The organism is Litoreibacter arenae DSM 19593, from assembly GCF_000442275.2.
GTDB classification, from domain to species: Bacteria; Pseudomonadota; Alphaproteobacteria; order Rhodobacterales; family Rhodobacteraceae; genus Litoreibacter; species Litoreibacter arenae.
The window spans coordinates 427,634-443,994 of record NZ_KE557306.1; the positions used below are offsets into that span (position 1 = coordinate 427,634).

A 16,361-nucleotide genomic window follows, 5' to 3' on the forward strand; every position below is an offset into this window, starting at 1 on the left:
ATATGAAATGAGCGTGAGCTTCGGCCGTCGTGCCAAATACTTCCTGCTGCTGGACATGTTCAAAGGCATGCAGTTGGGCATGAAGTACTTCTTTGCCCCCAAGGCCACCGTGAATTACCCGCACGAAAAGGGGCCTTTGTCGCCGCGTTTCCGCGGGGAACACGCCTTGCGCCGCTATACCAACGGCGAGGAGCGTTGCATCGCGTGCAAGCTATGCGAAGCCATCTGCCCCGCGCAGGCCATCACCATCGACGCGGAACCCCGCGACGACGGCTCGCGCCGCACCACCCGCTACGACATCGACATGACCAAGTGCATCTATTGCGGCTTCTGTCAGGAAGCCTGCCCGGTGGATGCCATCGTCGAGGGGCCGAATTTCGAGTTCGCCACCGAGACCCGCGAGGAGCTTTTCTACGACAAGGAGAAGCTGCTTGCGAACGGTGACCGCTGGGAAGCCGCGATTGCTCACAACTTGGAAATGGATGCGCCTTACAGATGAGCAATGTCGCCACATATCCTTTCGACCCCAGCATTCTGGACGAGTTGGTCGACATGATCGGCGACATGGGAGCCGAGTTTGCAATCGGCACGCTTGATGCTGTCCTGTCGGAAAGCAACGGCGCGATCGTCTCGGAAGGCGTTACAAGGGATATGTACGAGGGACAGGTGATTACCGCCGTGGTCGCTGCGGATGCGGTTGCTGTAAGCCATGGTGAGGCGCCTTCCGTTCTCAACGACGCCTTGATGCAGGCCGTTAAGCCGTTCGCCGAAGACCTGCGCGACACTGATGGTACGCCTGATCTGGCCGCGAAGGCGCTTCGCGTGATCACCGACGGCACCAGCTCGATCTATGGCACCATGACCGGCGAACTCCCGACGCGGGCCGAGTTTCTGGAAATCACATCCAAGGTGCAAGACTCGGTCTCCGCTGCCAAGCAACGCAATCCCGGCGAGTGGGCTGAAATAACCGGTGATGGTGTGTTCGAAATCACCATGCACCCCGATAATGGAGAAGCAGATGACTGACCCGACCAACCCTTTCGAGGCGATGATGAAGATGGGGCAGGAGATGGCGAAATCCATGAATCCCGCGCTGGAGGCGTTCACGCCAAAAGGTTTCGAGAACATGATGCCCACTATGTCTGCTGACATGATGGAGCAATTCATGGGCAAGGGGTTGAGCCCGGAGGGGCTTGATGCCAAGACGCGCCTGTTGCTCACGCTCACGGGGCTGACGATTCAGGGCGCACAGGCCGAAAGCCAGATCCGGATCACCGTCCGCCACCTTGTCGAGGCAGGGGCAACGAAACAAGAGATAGCCGAAACCATCGCGCAGGCCGCGATGTTCGGCGGCGTTCCGGCAATGTCGAAGGCGATGGAGCTTGCGACAGAGGTGCTGGACGGAGAAGGAAAAGACTGATGGGTTTTGCTGATTTCGCATTCTACCTGTTCGCCATCGTGGTGGTGACCGCCGGCCTGCTCGTGGTGGTCTCGCGCAATCCGGTGCATTCGGTGCTGTGGCTGATCCTCGCGTTTCTGTCCTCGGCCGGATTGTTCGTCCTTTTGGGGGCGGAATTTGTCGCCATGCTGATGATCATCGTCTATGTCGGCGCGGTCGCGGTGCTGTTCCTGTTCGTCGTTATGATGCTGGACGTCGACTTCGCGGAGCTTCGCGGCGAGCTGGCCAAATTCGTGCCGCTCGCAGGGCTGATCGGCGTTATCTTGTTGATGGAATTGGCACTGGTCTTCGGCACATGGACCGGCGCGGAAAACGCGGCTGCCCTGCGTGACGCGGTGACGCCGGCGTTGGAAGAGACCCAGAACACAGCGGCCTTGGGCCAGCTGATCTACACCAAATACATCTACCTGTTCCAGGCAGCGGGCCTGATCCTGCTTGTCGCCATGATCGGTGCCATCGTGCTGACCCTGCGCCACCGCCCGGACATCAAACGCCAGAACGTGCTCAGCCAAATCTACCGCGACCCTGCGGAGCAGATGGAGCTGAAAGACGTGAAACCGGGGCAGGGGCTATGACTGACATTGCTTTTGGTGAGGCTGGCTTCGTCGATTTAGATGAAATCCATTTCGATGTGGAAACTCAGGTATCTCGACCCATTGTGTTGGGGCGAAAGAACACCTCGGGAAATCTGGAACTGGTAGTTCGCAGAGACGGGCCGTCAGGGCCATTCTATACATTGCGAGAAGTTCGAGAATCCCCACTGGCATCTCGGTATCTCGCTGAAGGTGAGGATGTTGGTGAGCTTTCTTCCAATTTGGGAGAGAGAGGCGCTGGAAACTACGTTGAATTGGATGAGAACGACCAAAACACGCCGATGTATCAGATCGCGTTGCAGTCAATCGCAAAAGCAAAAGACCTCGGAGTGCTAAAATGATCGGACTTGAACACTACCTCACAGTTGCAGCGGCCCTCTTCGTCATTGGCATTTTCGGCATCTTCGTGAACCGCAAGAACGTCATCATTATTCTGATGTCGATTGAGCTGATGCTTCTGGCGGTGAATATCAATTTCGTGGCCTTCTCCAGCTACCTTGGCGACCTCACAGGGCAGGTGTTTACCCTGTTCGTGCTGACGGTCGCGGCGGCAGAGGCGGCGATCGGGCTGGCCATTCTGGTCTGCTTCTTCAGAACCCGCGGCTCCATCGCCGTGGAAGACGTCAACGTGATGAAGGGCTAAGTCACTATGGAAACCATCATCCTTTTTGGCCCGCTGATCGGTGCCCTGATCTGCGGCTTCGGCTGGAAGTTCATCGGCGAACAAGCTGGCTGCGTGATCGCGACAGGGCTTTTGTTCCTGTCGGCCTTGCTGAGCTGGATCGTCTTCCTGACCTTTGACGGCACCACCGAGACCATCAACATCATGCGCTGGATCCAGTCCGGCACGCTCGACACTTCCTGGGCCATCCGCGTGGACCGGCTGACGACGATCATGCTGATCGTTGTAACCACCGTTTCCAGCCTCGTGCACCTCTATTCCTTCGGCTACATGGCACATGACGAACATTTCGGCGAAGGCGTCGCCTACAAGGCCCGCTTCTTTGCCTATCTGTCGTTCTTCACATTCACGATGCTGATGCTGGTAACGGCGGATAACCTCGTCCAGATGTTCTTTGGCTGGGAGGGCGTGGGCGTCGCCTCCTATCTGTTGATCGGGTTCTACTACAAAAAGCCCTCCGCCAATGCCGCCGCCATCAAGGCGTTCGTGGTGAACCGCGTCGGTGACTTCGCGTTCCTGCTGGGCATTTTCGGGCTGTATCTTCTGGCCGACAGCATCAATTTCGACGACATTTTCGCAGCGATGCCGCAGATTGCGGAGACCCAGTTGCAGTTCTTGTGGACCGAGTGGAACGCCGCGAACCTGCTGGCCACCCTGCTGTTCATCGGGGCCATGGGCAAATCGGCTCAGCTGTTCCTGCACACCTGGTTGCCGGACGCGATGGAAGGCCCGACTCCTGTGTCGGCCCTGATCCACGCCGCGACCATGGTGACGGCAGGTGTGTTCCTCGTCTGCCGCATGTCGCCGCTGATCGAATTCGCGCCGGAAGCGAAGAACTTCATCGTGATCATCGGTGCGACGACCGCGTTTTTTGCTGCGACCGTGGGTCTTGTGCAAAACGACATCAAACGCGTGATTGCGTATTCGACCTGTTCGCAGCTTGGCTACATGTTCGTGGCCGCGGGCGTTGGGGTCTACTCGGTCGCCATGTTCCACCTTCTGACCCACGCGTTCTTCAAGGCGATGTTGTTCCTTGGCGCGGGCTCGGTCATCCATGCGATGCACCACGAGCAGGACATGCGCAACTACGGCAACCTGCGTAAGAAAATCCCCTACACCTTCTGGGCGATGATGATCGGCACGCTGGCCATCACCGGCGTCGGCATTCCGCTGACCCATATCGGCTTCGCCGGGTTCCTGTCCAAAGACGCGATCATCGAGAGCGCTTGGGGCGGTGGTTCCGGCTACGCGTTCTGGCTGCTGGTCATCGCTGCTGTGTTCACTTCGTTCTATTCGTGGCGTCTGATGTTCATGACGTTCTTCGGCACGGAGCGGGGCGACAAGCACACCCATGAGCATGCCCATGAAAGCCCGAAAACCATGCTGATCCCGCTGGGTGTTCTGGCGATCGGCGCGGTGTTCTCGGGGATGGTGTTCTTCAAGCCGTTCTTCGGCGACCACCACGACGTCGAGAAGTTCTTTGGTATCACCCAGGGCGAGCAACATGCGCTGGTGGACCCTGATACGCTCAGCATGGCGGCTTTGGCCGCGACCTCTGACGAGGGCGAAGTTGAGGGCGGCGAAGGCGAGGCCGCGCTGCCGGGGCAGGGCGCCATCTACATGGCCCCCGACAACCACACCATGGACAACGCCCACCATGCGCCTGCATGGGTCAAGGTGGCACCGTTCATAGCGATGCTGCTGGGCTTGTTCACCTCCTGGATGTTCTACATCAAGAACCCCAGCCTGCCGGGTCGTCTGGCGGCGAACCAGCCGCATCTGTACCAGTTCCTGCTGAACAAGTGGTATTTCGACGAGATCTATGACGTGATCTTCGTCCGCCCGGCCAAATGGCTTGGCAACTTCCTGTGGACGCGGGGCGATGGTAGGGTCATCGACGGCTCGATCAACGGGCTGGCGATGGGTGCAGTTCCGTTGCTGACCCGCCTTGCAGGACGCGCGCAGTCCGGCTTCATGTTCCACTACGCCTTCGCCATGGTCATCGGCGTAGTGCTGATTATCACATGGTTCGCCATTGGCGGCCCGAGCGTCGGGGGGGCCGAATAATGGACAACCTGCTTTCCGTTATCACCTTCATGCCGCTGGTTGCGGCCCTGATACTGGCCCTGTTCCTGCGCGGCGACGACGAGGCCGCGCAACGCAACGCCAAATGGCTGGCGCTGATCGCCACGAGTGTGACGTTCCTGTTGTCGATCTTCGTCTACACGGGCTTCGACGCTTCCAACACGGGCTTCCAGTTCGTGGAGGAACGCGACTGGCTCATGGGGCTGCAATACAAGATGGGCGTGGACGGCATCTCTGTCACCTTCGTGCTGCTGACCACCTTCCTGATGCCGCTGGTCATTGCCAGCTGCTGGGACGTGAAGCATCGTGTGAAGGACTACATGATCGCGTTCCTGCTGTTGGAGACGCTGATGCTCGGCGTGTTCTGCGCACTGGACCTGATCCTGTTCTACCTGTTCTTCGAGGCGGGCCTGATCCCGATGTTTCTGATCATCGGCATCTGGGGCGGGGCGAACCGTATCTACGCGTCGTTCAAGTTCTTCCTCTACACGCTGCTGGGCTCGGTCCTGATGTTGATCGCCATGATTGCCATGTATCTGGACGCAGGCACCACGGATATCCCGACGCTGCTGACCCATACTTTCGCCTCCGAGACGTTCAGCGTTGCGGGCGTCACTGTGGTGGGCGGCATGCAGACGCTGATGTTCCTCGCTTTCTTCGCCAGCTTCGCGGTGAAGATGCCGATGTGGCCGGTCCATACCTGGCTGCCCGATGCGCACGTGCAGGCGCCGACCGCAGGGTCGGTCGTGCTGGCGGCGATCCTGTTGAAGATGGGCGGCTACGGCTTCCTGCGTTTCTCGCTGCCGATGTTCCCGGTGGGCGCGGATGTGCTGGGCATCTACGTTTTGTGGCTGTCGGTCATTGCGATCGTCTACACCTCGCTGGTGGCATTGGCGCAGTCGGACATGAAAAAGCTGATCGCCTATTCGTCAGTCGCCCACATGGGCTACGTGACCATGGGCATTTTCGCGGCCAACCAACAGGGCATCGACGGGGCGATCTTCCAGATGATTTCCCACGGGTTCATCTCCGGCGCGTTGTTCCTGTGTGTGGGCGTGATCTACGACCGCATGCACACCCGCGAGATCGACGCTTATGGCGGCTTGGTCAACAAGATGCCGGCCTATGCGCTGATCTTCATGCTGTTCACCATGGCCAATGTCGGTCTGCCGGGCACCTCGGGCTTCGTGGGCGAATTCCTGACGCTGATGGGCGTGTTTCAGGTCAACACCTGGGTGGCTCTCTTCGCCACGACCGGCGTTATCCTGTCGGCGGCCTATGCGCTGTGGCTTTATCGCCGCGTGGTTATGGGCGATCTGATCAAGGAAAGCCTGAAGTCGATCACCGACATGACCTCCCGCGAAAAGGCCATTTTTGCGCCGCTGGTGTTCATGACGATCCTGCTTGGCGTCTACCCCGCGCTGGTGCTGGACCTGATCGGGCCAAGCGTCGAGGCGCTGGTCTCCAATTATGATACCGCGCTGCTCGACAGCGGCGTGGTCACGGCTGTGGCCGGAAACTAAGGACGCGTGAGATGATCCAAGCTGACCTGAATATCGTTCTGCCCGAAGTCATACTGGCGGTCTTCGCCATGCTGGCGCTGATGGGCGGGGTCTACACGACCAAGGACAAATCCGCGCCTGTGATCCTGTGGGCCACCAGCGCGCTGTTCGTGGTGCTGGCCGCGTGGATCGGCATCAACGGGGAGGGCGCGAATGCGGCCTTCGGTGGCGCGTTCATCGACGACGGGTTTTCGCGCTTTGCCAAGGTGATGATCCTGCTCTCCGCCGCTGCAATCTTGGTGCTGAGCCAGGACTTCATGTCCCGCCACGGGCTGTTCCGGTTCGAGTATCCCATTCTGGTGGCACTGGCCGTCGTGGGTATGATGATGATGGTCTCCGCCGGTGACCTGATGGCGCTGTATATGGGTTTGGAGCTGCAATCCCTGTCGCTTTACGTGGTCGCCGCGCTGCGCCGCGACTCGGTGCGGTCGACAGAGGCCGGTTTGAAGTATTTCGTGCTGGGTGCATTGTCTTCGGGCATGCTGCTATATGGCGCGTCGCTGGTCTACGGCTATGCGGGCACCACGCTGTTTGCGGGCATCTTCACGACCGTGAACGCGGGTGACATCTCGCTGGGGCTGCTGTTCGGCTTGGTCTTCATTGTGGCAGGTCTGGCCTTCAAGGTCTCCGCCGTGCCGTTCCATATGTGGACGCCCGACGTCTACGAGGGGTCGCCCACGCCGATCACCGCGTTCTTTGCGACGGCCCCGAAGGTCGCCGCCATGGGCTTGTTCGCCCGTGTGGCGTTCGACGCATTTGGGGGCGCGGTGGCGGACTGGACGCAGATCGTGGCCTTCCTTTCGCTGACTTCCATGTTCCTTGGCGCAATCGCCGGGATCGGCCAGCGCGACATCAAGCGGCTGATGGCCTATTCCTCCATCGCGCATATGGGCTACGCGCTGATGGGTCTAGCCGCTGGCACCGCCGAGGGCGTTCAGGCGATGCTGATCTACATGGCAATCTACGTCACCATGAGCGTCGGCACCTTTGCCTTCATCCTCTCGATGGAAAAAGACGGCCAGCCCGTTACCGAGATCGACTCGCTGCAAAACTACTCCAGCAAGGAACCGCTGCGTGCGCTGGCGATGCTGGTGTTGATGTTCTCGCTGGCAGGTATTCCGCCGCTGGTCGGCTTCTTCGGCAAGTTCTACGTGCTGAAAGCCGCCGTGGACGCCAACATGGCGTGGCTGGCTGTGGCCGGTGTGATCGCTTCGGTAATCGGCGCGTATTACTACCTGCGCATCGTCTACTACATGTATTTCGGCGAGGAGCGGGATGCGTTGAACGGCTCGATGCCGATGGTGAACTGGCTGTTGCTGGTCGGCTCCGCTGCGGTGATGGTGCTGGGCGTGATCAACCTGTTCGGGGTTGAAGGACTGGCGCTGACCGCCGCAGGTGCGCTTGTCAACTGACCTCTGGCCCGAAGGCGTCGACCGCATCATTCTTGATGAGGTCGACAGCACCATGGCCGAGGCGGCACGCCTTGCGCCTGAGCTGAAGCGCCCGACATGGATCATGGCGCACCACCAGACTGACGCACGCGGGCGTCAGGGGCGCAAGTGGGCTAACCCCGAAGGCAATCTGGCCGCAACGCTGCTGATGCGCCCCGAGGGCGGGCCAGCGGATGCGGCGTTGCGATCCTTTATGGCGGCGAACGCACTCTTCGAGGCGCTGGCGCTCTATGTGGACCGCACAAAGCTGGCCGTGAAATGGCCCAACGACGTGCTGCTGTCGGGCGGCAAGGTCGCGGGTATTCTTCTGGAAAGCATGGGATCGGCGCAGGGTGTCGATTGGCTGGCGATTGGCGTGGGCGTCAATCTGGCTGCGGTGCCAAAGGGCGTGCCGGACGCTTCGTTCCCGCCCACGGCTTTGGCAGAACATGGGGACATGGTCGCGCCGGAGCAGTTTCTGGACGCACTGGCCGCGAATTTCGCCACCGAGGAGGCGATATTTGCCGAACTTGGCTTTGGCAAGATCCGCGAGAACTGGTTAAAACGCGCCGCGCGTCTGGGGGAGGTCATTACCGCCCGGACGTCCCGCGAGGAAATCACCGGCACTTTTGAGAGCATAGACGAGGCTGGCAACCTGATCCTGCGCACGCCGAAAGGCGCGCAGGCGATTGCTGCGGCGGATGTCTTTTTCTCGTGAGTAAGGGGCGTCACAGAGTGCGTTTTGACCCTGATCGACGCGCACTATAGAGACGGGATACGAAGCGAGAGGGCTTGAGATATGCTACTGGCGATTGACTGCGGCAACACCAACACTGTGTTTTCCATTTGGGACGGGGAGCGGTTCATCGCGACGTGGCGTGCCTCGACCGAATGGCAGCGCACGGCGGATCAGTATTACGTCTGGTTGTCGACCCTGATGCATTTCCAGAAGATCGACGTCGAGATCACCGAGGTGATCGTCTCCTCCACCGTGCCGCGTGTGGTGTTCAATCTGCGGGTCTTTGCGGACCGCTATTTCAACACCCGCCCTCTTGTCGTCGGCAAGGAGGGCTGCGAACTGCCGGTCGACGTGCGCGTGGATGAAGGCACCGCCGTCGGACCGGACCGCCTTGTAAACACGGTCGCGGGTTACAATCTATACGGGGGTGACCTGATCGTCGTCGACTTCGGCACCGCGACCACCTTTGATGTGGTCGACACCGACGGAGCCTATATCGGGGGCGTCATCGCACCGGGTGTGAACCTCTCGCTTGAGGCTTTACACCAAGCGGCGGCAGCGTTGCCGCATGTCGACATCACCAAACCGCAGAACGTCATCGGCACGAATACGGTTGCGTGTATGCAGTCGGGTGTGTTCTGGGGCTATATCGGGCTGATCAAGGAGATCTGCGCCCGCATCAAGGCCGAGCATGGCCGCGAGATGAAAGTAATTTCCACCGGAGGGTTGGCGCCGTTGTTCCAACAGGCAGACGCTCTCTTTGACGAATTTCACGATGACCTGACCTCGCGCGGCTTGGTGGTTATCAACGAGTACAACAGAAAGAATATCTAATATGGCAGGCGAACGATTGGTCTACCTTCCCCTTGGCGGGGCGGGTGAAGTCGGCATGAATATGTATCTCTACGGCTACGGGAAACCGGGCAAGGAGCGGTTCATACTGGTCGACGCGGGGGTGACCTTCCCCGATATGGACGGCACCCCGGGTGTCGACCTGATTTTCCCCGACATCGAGTGGATCGCGGATCGCGCGAAGCAGCTTGATGCGATCTTTATCACCCACGCGCATGAGGATCATGTCGGCGCACTCGGGCATCTCTATGGCCGACTGAAAGCGCCGGTCTACGCGCGCAAATTCACCGCCCATATCGCGGCGCTGAAAATGGCGGAGCACGGCTATGACGGCTCCGAAATCACTGTGGTCGACAAGATGCCAAGTCAAGTTCAGGTGGGCAAGTTCAAGGTCGGCTTCATGCCGATCTCGCACTCGATTCCCGAAAGCTCCGGCCTTGTTATCGACACGCCGGACGGGCGTGTGGTGCATTCCGGCGACTTCAAAATTGACCTGACGCCCGGTGTGGGGGAGCCGTTCGACCCCGAAGCATGGGCCGCACTTGCCCCTGTGAAGGCGCTGATCTGCGATTCAACCAACGTGTTCTCGCGCCACGAGGGCCGTTCCGAAGCCACCGTTGGCCCGAACATCGTCCCCCTTGTGCGCGAGGCGACCGGCTTGGTCGTGGCGACCACCTTTGCGTCGAACATTGCGCGGGTGAAGACATTGGCGCAGGCGGGCCGTGAGGCCGGGCGGTCGATCTGCCTGATGGGCCGCTCCATGCAGCGCATGGTGCAGGCCGGGACGGATACCGGTGTGGTTAAAGACTTCCCACCGTACATCTTGCCGGAAGAAGCCCGCGACGTGCCGCGCGAAAACCTGATGATCCTTGCCACCGGATCGCAGGGCGAACGGCGTGCGGCGACGGCGCAACTCTCGCGCGGTAAATTCCTAGGGATATCGCTGCGGGAAGGCGACACGGTGCTGTTCTCGTCCAAGACTATTCCCGGCAATGAGCGGTCCGTCGGTGAAATTGTAAATAACTTCAGTGAGTTGGGCGTCGATGTGATCGACGACAAGCTGGCTGATATCCATGTGTCGGGCCACGCAAACCGCCCTGATCTGGAAGAGATGCATCGGCTGTTGCAGCCGCAAATCCTGATCCCGAACCATGGCGAGCACCGGATGCTGCGCGAGCACGCCAAGGTGGGGGAGGCCAATGGCATCGCGTCCGTGGTGGCCCCGAATGGCACCATGGTGTCGCTGTCGGGCAACCGTCCCGAGATCGTGGAGTTCATTGAGACGGGTCGTCTGTATCTGGATGGTTCCGTGCAGATCGGCGCGCTGGACGGGGTCGTGCGTGACCGTATCCGCATGGCGCTGAACGGGCAGGCGGTGATCGGCATTCTGATCGACGAGGATGACGAGCCGCTGACGGATGCGTGGTGCGAGCTGCGTGGTTTGCCGGAAACGGGACGCTCCAAAGCCCCGTTGCAGGACGTTCTGGAAGAAGAGGTGGGCCAGTTCCTTGGTCGTGCCGATGCCAAGACCATTGCCGACGACGACAAGCTGGAGGAAAAGATCAAACGGATTGTGCGTCAGACCTCGCAAAACGAGATTGGCAAGAAGCCGGAAGTCGTGGTCTTGATTTCGCGTTTGACCGCCTGACGCGACCCTTCCTCAGTGAACAAAAAAGGCCCTGAAGCATCACCGCTTCAGGGCCTTTTTGTTGCTGTCGGAGCGGGGCCTAGTCAGTGCGGCGCTCGTCGAAACTTTTCTCGATAAAGGTGGGCAGGTGATCGCCCAGCCCCACGACCTTGGGGCCGCGATCTTCGTTGCGGCCGCGGCCTTTGCCACCGCGGGAGCGGGAGGAGTTGGCCTTGGCCTCGCTCTGCTGTGGTTTTTCCTGCGGCTCAGCAGGTTTCTCGGCTTTCCGCTTGGCGGCAGGTTCCGGCTTTGTGTCGGGCGCTGTTGCCTCGACCGGTGTCTCGACCGTGTCTGGCTTTGGCTCGTCCTTCGGCTTCGAGCTACTCCGCGAGCGGGAACGCGACCGAGACTTCGGGCGCTCTTCCTTGCTGTCGGCGGCAACGTCGGCCTCGCTCGCTTTCGACACAGGCGCTTTCTGTTCACCCAAGTCACCGCGCGGGATGGTGGTTTCGATCAGGCTTTCGATGGCGGCCAGAAGTTTCTCGTCCTTCGGGGTGGAGATCATCATTGCCGTGCCAGAGCGGCCAGCGCGACCCGTGCGGCCGATGCGGTGGACGTAATCCTCGGCGTGGCTGGGGACGTCGAAGTTGAACACGTGGCTCACGTTGGGGATGTCCAGACCACGGGCGGCCACGTCGGAGGCCACGAGGAAGCGGAGTTTGCCGTCGCGGAAGCCTTCAAGGGTGCGTGTGCGGTAGGACTGGTCCAGATCGCCGTGGATCGGCTCTGCGTCGTGGCCGTATTTCTTCAGCGACTTGGCAACGATATCCACATCCACCTTGCGGTTGCAAAAGATGATCCCGTTGGTGACTTTCTCGCCTTCGAGATCAATCAGAGTCCGCAGGAAGTCGCGTTTCTGTTTTGCCTGCGCGTCGCGGCGGGTGCCGGGCAACTCATAGACCGCCTGTGTGATGGTGGCTGATGTGGTCGCCTGACGGGCAACCTCGACGCGTGCGGGGTTTGACAAGAAGGTGTTGGTGATCCGCTCGATTTCCGGCGCCATGGTGGCGGAGAAGAACAGCGTTTGGCGGGTGAAGGGCGTCATCTGGAAGATGCGCTCGATATCGGGAATGAAGCCCATGTCGAGCATCCGGTCGGCCTCGTCCACCACCATGACCTTCACGTCGGACAGGATCAGCTTGCCGCGCTCGAAATGGTCGAGCAGGCGACCCGGCGTCGCGATCAGCACGTCGACGCCGCGGTCGATCAAAGCGTCCTGTTCCTTGAACGAGACTCCGCCAATCAGCAGCGCCTTGGTCAGCTTGGTGTATTTCGCATAGAGGTCGAAGTTCTCGGCCACCTGCGCTGCCAGTTCCCGCGTAGGGGCGAGCACCAGAGAGCGGGGCATGCGCGCCCGCGCGCGCCCACGGTTCAGCATGGTGATCATGGGAAGGGTGAAGCTGGCCGTTTTGCCGGTGCCTGTCTGCGCGATGCCAAGCACGTCGCGGCCCTCAAGGGCGGGGGGAATTGCGCCCGCCTGAATTGGGGTAGGCTCGGTATAGCCGACCTCGTCGATGGCTTTGAGAACTTTGGCGTGGAGTTTCAGGTCTGAGAATTTTGTCATGTATATCCAAATTGCGCGGCCCCGTAATGGGGCGAAGAGCGTCAGAAATTTGGGACGCAGGTGTCAACGCGTCCCTGCGTCGACCTGCGGACGTTTTCCACAGGTAAGAAGCGTTTAGACCCATCGGGCAGGAAGGTCAACAAAGGCGCGGATGCAGCTATCCGCGCCCCATGCGCCGTGTTGCGACAAGCACGCCCAGAAGGACCAGTCCCACGGCGACCCAGTTGACGCCGAATGCATTTTCCTTGCCAAGGCCTACCATCGCCATGACGACCAGCCCCGCGCAGGTCATCACCGCGCCCAGCATGGCCTGCCATGGGCGCGGGCGTTTGTCGGCGGTGGTTTTGCTGCCCGCCTCGAAGCGCACGAAGATCAGCACGAAGGGGATCAGCACCACGGTGAACAGCGCCACCCATATGGGGCGGACGGCCCACCAGAGGCCGGTTCCGGGCGGCTCGTGCAGGCCGACTCCGCCGAAGACATAAGTGGCGAGGCCCACAACGATGAGCAGGGCGGTCATGTGCCACAGGTAGATCGACATGATCATCTGGTTGAACACGATCACCCATGTCCATGCCCTAACGTTTTGCAACCATGCCTGCGCCAGATCGGTCAGCAGCAGGATAACCCCGATCTGGACGGCACCTATGGCTAGCATGGCCGTGGTTGGCGGGCGGGTGTTTGACATCTCCGCGCCCGGCACGCTGACCATGGCGACGGGGAAGCCGAACTGGACGATCAACAGATAAAGCCACGCCACGCCCAAGGCGATGAAGCCAAGCGCCCATGTCTTCGGGCGCTCCGCGTCGCGCCACCAGTAGCCAAGCTGATGCACCGCGAGCCAGACGAAGGCGTAATTCACCCACCGCAGCCAGCCCTGATCCGCACCGAACGCGATCGCGTCCACGGCGATGGCACCAAGGGCCAGCAGGACGACGGACCAGATGCCCAGCCCGTCCCAGACCGCGACGGTGACAGGCACGGCCATGGTCATGACGATATAGACCGCAAGGAACCACACCGGCACGAGGGCGGCTTGCGATGCGTCTGAAATCAGCTCCACCGGGACGCCCATGGCGTGAGCGACGAGGCCTGCGAGCGCCCATACAATGACGATAGGAACGGTGGGCTTCAGAAGACGCGACAGGCGCGAGGCGGCCCAAGCGTTCTTTTTGACAGGGTCTTTGCGGGCGGACGTCCATGACAGACCGTTGGAAAACCCGCCGACGAAGAAGAAGACCGGCATGACCTGAAACAGCCATGTGGCGTAGTGAGTCCAGCGCTGCTCTGCCAGCAGGATGACGAATTGCAACTCCCCGTCGCGGATGACGCCTGCGACCAGGAGCCAGTGGCCCAGTATCACGAACATGATTGCGATGGCGCGGTAGAGGTCCACGGCGCGGTTGCGGGTCTCGGGCGTGCGCTCGGCTGCCCAGCGGGCGGCGGACAAGAGGCCCTTGGGCATCTTCTCTTCGGTTTGGGATGTGGTCACTGTCGCTGCTCTATTTCTTTGTTTTTATTGTGATTTGGTGCGCTAAACGCCCTTATCGCCGAACGGTAGCAGATGTTTTTGCACAAATCGACAGTGATACTGTGCGCAATGGAACATAGTGCGCAAGGCAGACGTTAGCTTGAAACACTCACCCAGAAACGGAGATTATCATGACTGTGAACACCGGATCGGCCAAATGGACTGGCAGCCTCAAAGAGGGCAAGGGCCACGTATCAACCAAAAGCGGCGCGCTGAGCGACCAACCCTATGGCTTCAACACCCGTTTCGAAGACGCTCCCGGCACCAACCCCGAGGAGTTGATCGGTGCGGCACATGCGTCGTGCTTTTCCATGGCGCTGTCGATGGTGCTGGGGGAACATGACCTGACACCCGACAGCATCGAGACCACGGCGGATATCACGCTGGAACAGCAGGCGGGCGGGTTTACCGTCACCAAGTCGCACCTGACCGTGAAGGCCAAGATACCCGACGCGACGGAGGAGACCTTTAAAGAGGCTGCCAACGGCGCGAAGGAGAACTGCCCGATTTCCAAACTGCTGAATTGCGACATCACCATGGACGCGACGCTTCAAAGCTGACGCTAGACCATCATCTCCTTCGTGGCGCTTAGCGTCACGTCGGGGTAGTCGCGCACGACGCGGTCAATGTCCCATTGAAGGCGGGTCAGGAAAACGACGTCGCCGTCATTGTCGTAGCTGATGTGCTGCTTGTTCGCCTCGATAAACTTGTCCACAGCATTTTTCGGCCCCGTGACCCAGCGGGCAGAGGTGAATTGCGACGCCTCGAAGCGGACGGGCAGGCCGTATTCCAGCTCGATCCGTGACGCCAGAACCTCGAATTGCAACGCGCCCACGACGCCTACGATAAAGCCGGAGCCGAAGGCGGGTTTGAACACTTTAGCCGCGCCTTCCTCGGCGAATTGCATTAACGCCTTTTCCAAATGCTTGGACTTCAGCGGGTCACCTGCGCGGCAGGTTTGCAAAAGTTCCGGCGCGAAGGAGGGGATGCCTGTGGCGCGGATCATTTCGCCCTCGGTCAGTGTGTCACCGATGCGCAACTGGCCGTGGTTGGGGATGCCCATGATGTCACCTGCCCAAGCCTCTTCCGCCAGTTCGCGGTCAGAGGCGAGGAACAACACCGGGTTGGTGATGGACATCTGCTTTTTAGAGCGCACATGGGTCAGCTTCATGCCCCGCAGAAAGTGTCCTGACGCCAGCCGCACAAAGGCGACGCGATCGCGGTGCTTGGGGTCCATGTTGGCTTGCACTTTGAAGACAAAGCCGCAAACCTTTGGCTCGTCAGGGGAAATCGGCCTTGGGCTCGCCTTTTGCGGCTGCGGCTGCGGGCCGAAATCCGCGATTCCCTGCATCAGTTCCTGCACCCCGAAAGAGTTGATCGCGGAGCCGAACCAGATCGGCGTCAGGGTGCCGTCGAGGAAGTCCTGATGATTGAAATCGGGCATCAATTCCTTTGCCATTTCAATCTCTTCAAGGAATCGCTTCAACTGCGCTTCTGGCACATGTTCGGCCAGCTTCGGATCGTCCAGACCGTTGATTTCGATGCTCTCGGCGACCTTGTTGCGGTCGGCGCGGTCCATCAACTCAAGCCGGTCATTGATCAGGTCGTAGCAGCCGAGAAAGTCACGGCCGACACCAATAGGCCAGGATGCAGGTGTCACGTCGATCGCCAGGTTTTCTTGAATTTCATCAATGATCTCGAACGTATCGCGGCTTTCACGGTCCATTTTGTTGCAGAAGGTCAAGATAGGAAGGTCGCGTAAGCGGCAGACTTCAAACAGTTTTCGCGTTTGGCTCTCCACGCCCTTGGCCCCGTCGATGACCATCACGGCTGCATCCACCGCCGTCAGCGTGCGGTAGGTGTCTTCCGAGAAGTCGGAGTGACCGGGCGTGTCAACAAGGTTGAACCGGTGCCCGTCGAAGTCGAAGGACATGGCGGAGGCCGACACGGAAATCCCGCGATCCTTCTCCATTTGCATGAAGTCCGACCGTGTGCGCCGCGCCTCACCCTTGGCGCGCACCTGGCCCGCCATCTGGATCGCGCCACCATAGAGAAGGAACTTCTCGGTCAGCGTCGTCTTGCCCGCATCAGGGTGCGAGATGATGGCGAAGGTCCGGCGCCGGGCAATCTCGGGCGGAAGTTCGGGCTGGTTATGGGCGCGGTCTAACATGGGGTGG

The 16,361-nt window shown here is 60.2% G+C and carries 16 protein-coding genes; 13 read left to right on the forward strand and 3 right to left on the reverse strand.

All coding sequences use genetic code 11. The features are described 5' to 3' along the window. The first annotated feature begins 7 nt into the window (after positions 1–7). The 12 genes from nuoI to THALAR_RS02280 all read left to right on the forward strand — a co-directional run bounded on the left by nuoI (position 8) and on the right by THALAR_RS02280 (position 11,050). Positions 8–499: an NADH-quinone oxidoreductase subunit NuoI gene (nuoI, locus tag THALAR_RS02225; protein ID WP_021099842.1), complete on the forward strand. Its 492-nt coding sequence runs from the start codon at positions 8–10 to the stop codon at positions 497–499. After that, a complete protein-coding gene (locus THALAR_RS02230) occupies positions 496–1,026 on the forward strand; it encodes a hypothetical protein (protein ID WP_021099843.1) in 531 nt (176 codons plus the stop codon). Before nuoI ends, THALAR_RS02230 begins: the two co-directional genes overlap by 4 nt. Then, positions 1,019–1,420 (forward strand): carboxymuconolactone decarboxylase family protein, encoded by a 402-nt coding sequence (locus THALAR_RS02235; RefSeq protein WP_021099844.1) that lies wholly within the window; start codon positions 1,019–1,021, stop codon positions 1,418–1,420. Before THALAR_RS02230 ends, THALAR_RS02235 begins: the two co-directional genes overlap by 8 nt. Next, a complete protein-coding gene (locus THALAR_RS02240; RefSeq protein ID WP_021099845.1) occupies positions 1,420–2,034 on the forward strand; it encodes an NADH-quinone oxidoreductase subunit J in 615 nt (204 codons plus the stop codon). Before THALAR_RS02235 ends, THALAR_RS02240 begins: the two co-directional genes overlap by 1 nt. Continuing rightward, the gene (locus THALAR_RS02245) at positions 2,031–2,393 is read left to right on the forward strand and encodes a hypothetical protein (RefSeq protein WP_040817050.1); all 363 of its coding nucleotides are present in this window, start codon (positions 2,031–2,033) and stop codon (positions 2,391–2,393) included. Before THALAR_RS02240 ends, THALAR_RS02245 begins: the two co-directional genes overlap by 4 nt. Further along, positions 2,390–2,695 (forward strand): NADH-quinone oxidoreductase subunit NuoK, encoded by a 306-nt coding sequence (nuoK, locus tag THALAR_RS02250; RefSeq protein WP_021099846.1) that lies wholly within the window; start codon positions 2,390–2,392, stop codon positions 2,693–2,695. Before THALAR_RS02245 ends, nuoK begins: the two co-directional genes overlap by 4 nt. A gap of 6 nt (positions 2,696–2,701) precedes the next feature. Then, the gene (gene nuoL, locus THALAR_RS02255) at positions 2,702–4,801 is read left to right on the forward strand and encodes an NADH-quinone oxidoreductase subunit L (protein WP_021099847.1); all 2,100 of its coding nucleotides are present in this window, start codon (positions 2,702–2,704) and stop codon (positions 4,799–4,801) included. Next, on the forward strand, positions 4,801–6,342 hold the full coding sequence (locus THALAR_RS02260; protein WP_021099848.1) for an NADH-quinone oxidoreductase subunit M: 1,542 nt from the start codon (positions 4,801–4,803) through the stop codon (positions 6,340–6,342). Before nuoL ends, THALAR_RS02260 begins: the two co-directional genes overlap by 1 nt. A gap of 11 nt (positions 6,343–6,353) precedes the next feature. Next, the gene (gene nuoN / locus THALAR_RS02265) at positions 6,354–7,793 is read left to right on the forward strand and encodes an NADH-quinone oxidoreductase subunit NuoN (protein WP_021099849.1); all 1,440 of its coding nucleotides are present in this window, start codon (positions 6,354–6,356) and stop codon (positions 7,791–7,793) included. Continuing rightward, complete coding sequence (locus tag THALAR_RS02270; protein ID WP_021099850.1) at positions 7,783–8,529, forward strand: biotin--[acetyl-CoA-carboxylase] ligase; 747 nt, start codon at positions 7,783–7,785, stop codon at positions 8,527–8,529. Before nuoN ends, THALAR_RS02270 begins: the two co-directional genes overlap by 11 nt. A gap of 81 nt (positions 8,530–8,610) precedes the next feature. Continuing rightward, positions 8,611–9,384 carry a type III pantothenate kinase gene (locus THALAR_RS02275; RefSeq protein ID WP_021099851.1) on the forward strand — a complete coding sequence of 258 codons (774 nt, stop codon included), beginning with the start codon at positions 8,611–8,613 and terminating at the stop codon, positions 9,382–9,384. Between the two features lies 1 nt (position 9,385). Next, the gene (locus THALAR_RS02280) at positions 9,386–11,050 is read left to right on the forward strand and encodes a ribonuclease J (protein WP_021099852.1); all 1,665 of its coding nucleotides are present in this window, start codon (positions 9,386–9,388) and stop codon (positions 11,048–11,050) included. Between the two features lie 79 nt (positions 11,051–11,129). On the opposite strand, the gene THALAR_RS02285 is transcribed toward THALAR_RS02280, so the two are convergent. Further along, positions 11,130–12,653 carry a DEAD/DEAH box helicase gene (locus THALAR_RS02285; RefSeq protein WP_021099853.1) on the reverse strand — a complete coding sequence of 508 codons (1,524 nt, stop codon included), beginning with the start codon at positions 12,651–12,653 and terminating at the stop codon, positions 11,130–11,132. A 157-nt stretch (positions 12,654–12,810) separates the two neighbouring features. Continuing rightward, complete coding sequence (locus tag THALAR_RS02290; RefSeq protein WP_021099854.1) at positions 12,811–14,145, reverse strand: acyltransferase family protein; 1,335 nt, start codon at positions 14,143–14,145, stop codon at positions 12,811–12,813. A 170-nt stretch (positions 14,146–14,315) separates the two neighbouring features. On the opposite strand from THALAR_RS02290, the gene THALAR_RS02295 reads away from it, so the two are divergent. Beyond that, on the forward strand, positions 14,316–14,744 hold the full coding sequence (locus THALAR_RS02295) for an OsmC family protein (RefSeq protein WP_021099855.1): 429 nt from the start codon (positions 14,316–14,318) through the stop codon (positions 14,742–14,744). A 2-nt stretch (positions 14,745–14,746) separates the two neighbouring features. Here THALAR_RS02295 and THALAR_RS02300 read toward each other — a convergent pair whose 3' ends face one another. Beyond that, a complete protein-coding gene (locus tag THALAR_RS02300; protein WP_021099856.1) occupies positions 14,747–16,354 on the reverse strand; it encodes a peptide chain release factor 3 in 1,608 nt (535 codons plus the stop codon). Positions 16,355–16,361 lie beyond the last annotated feature (7 nt).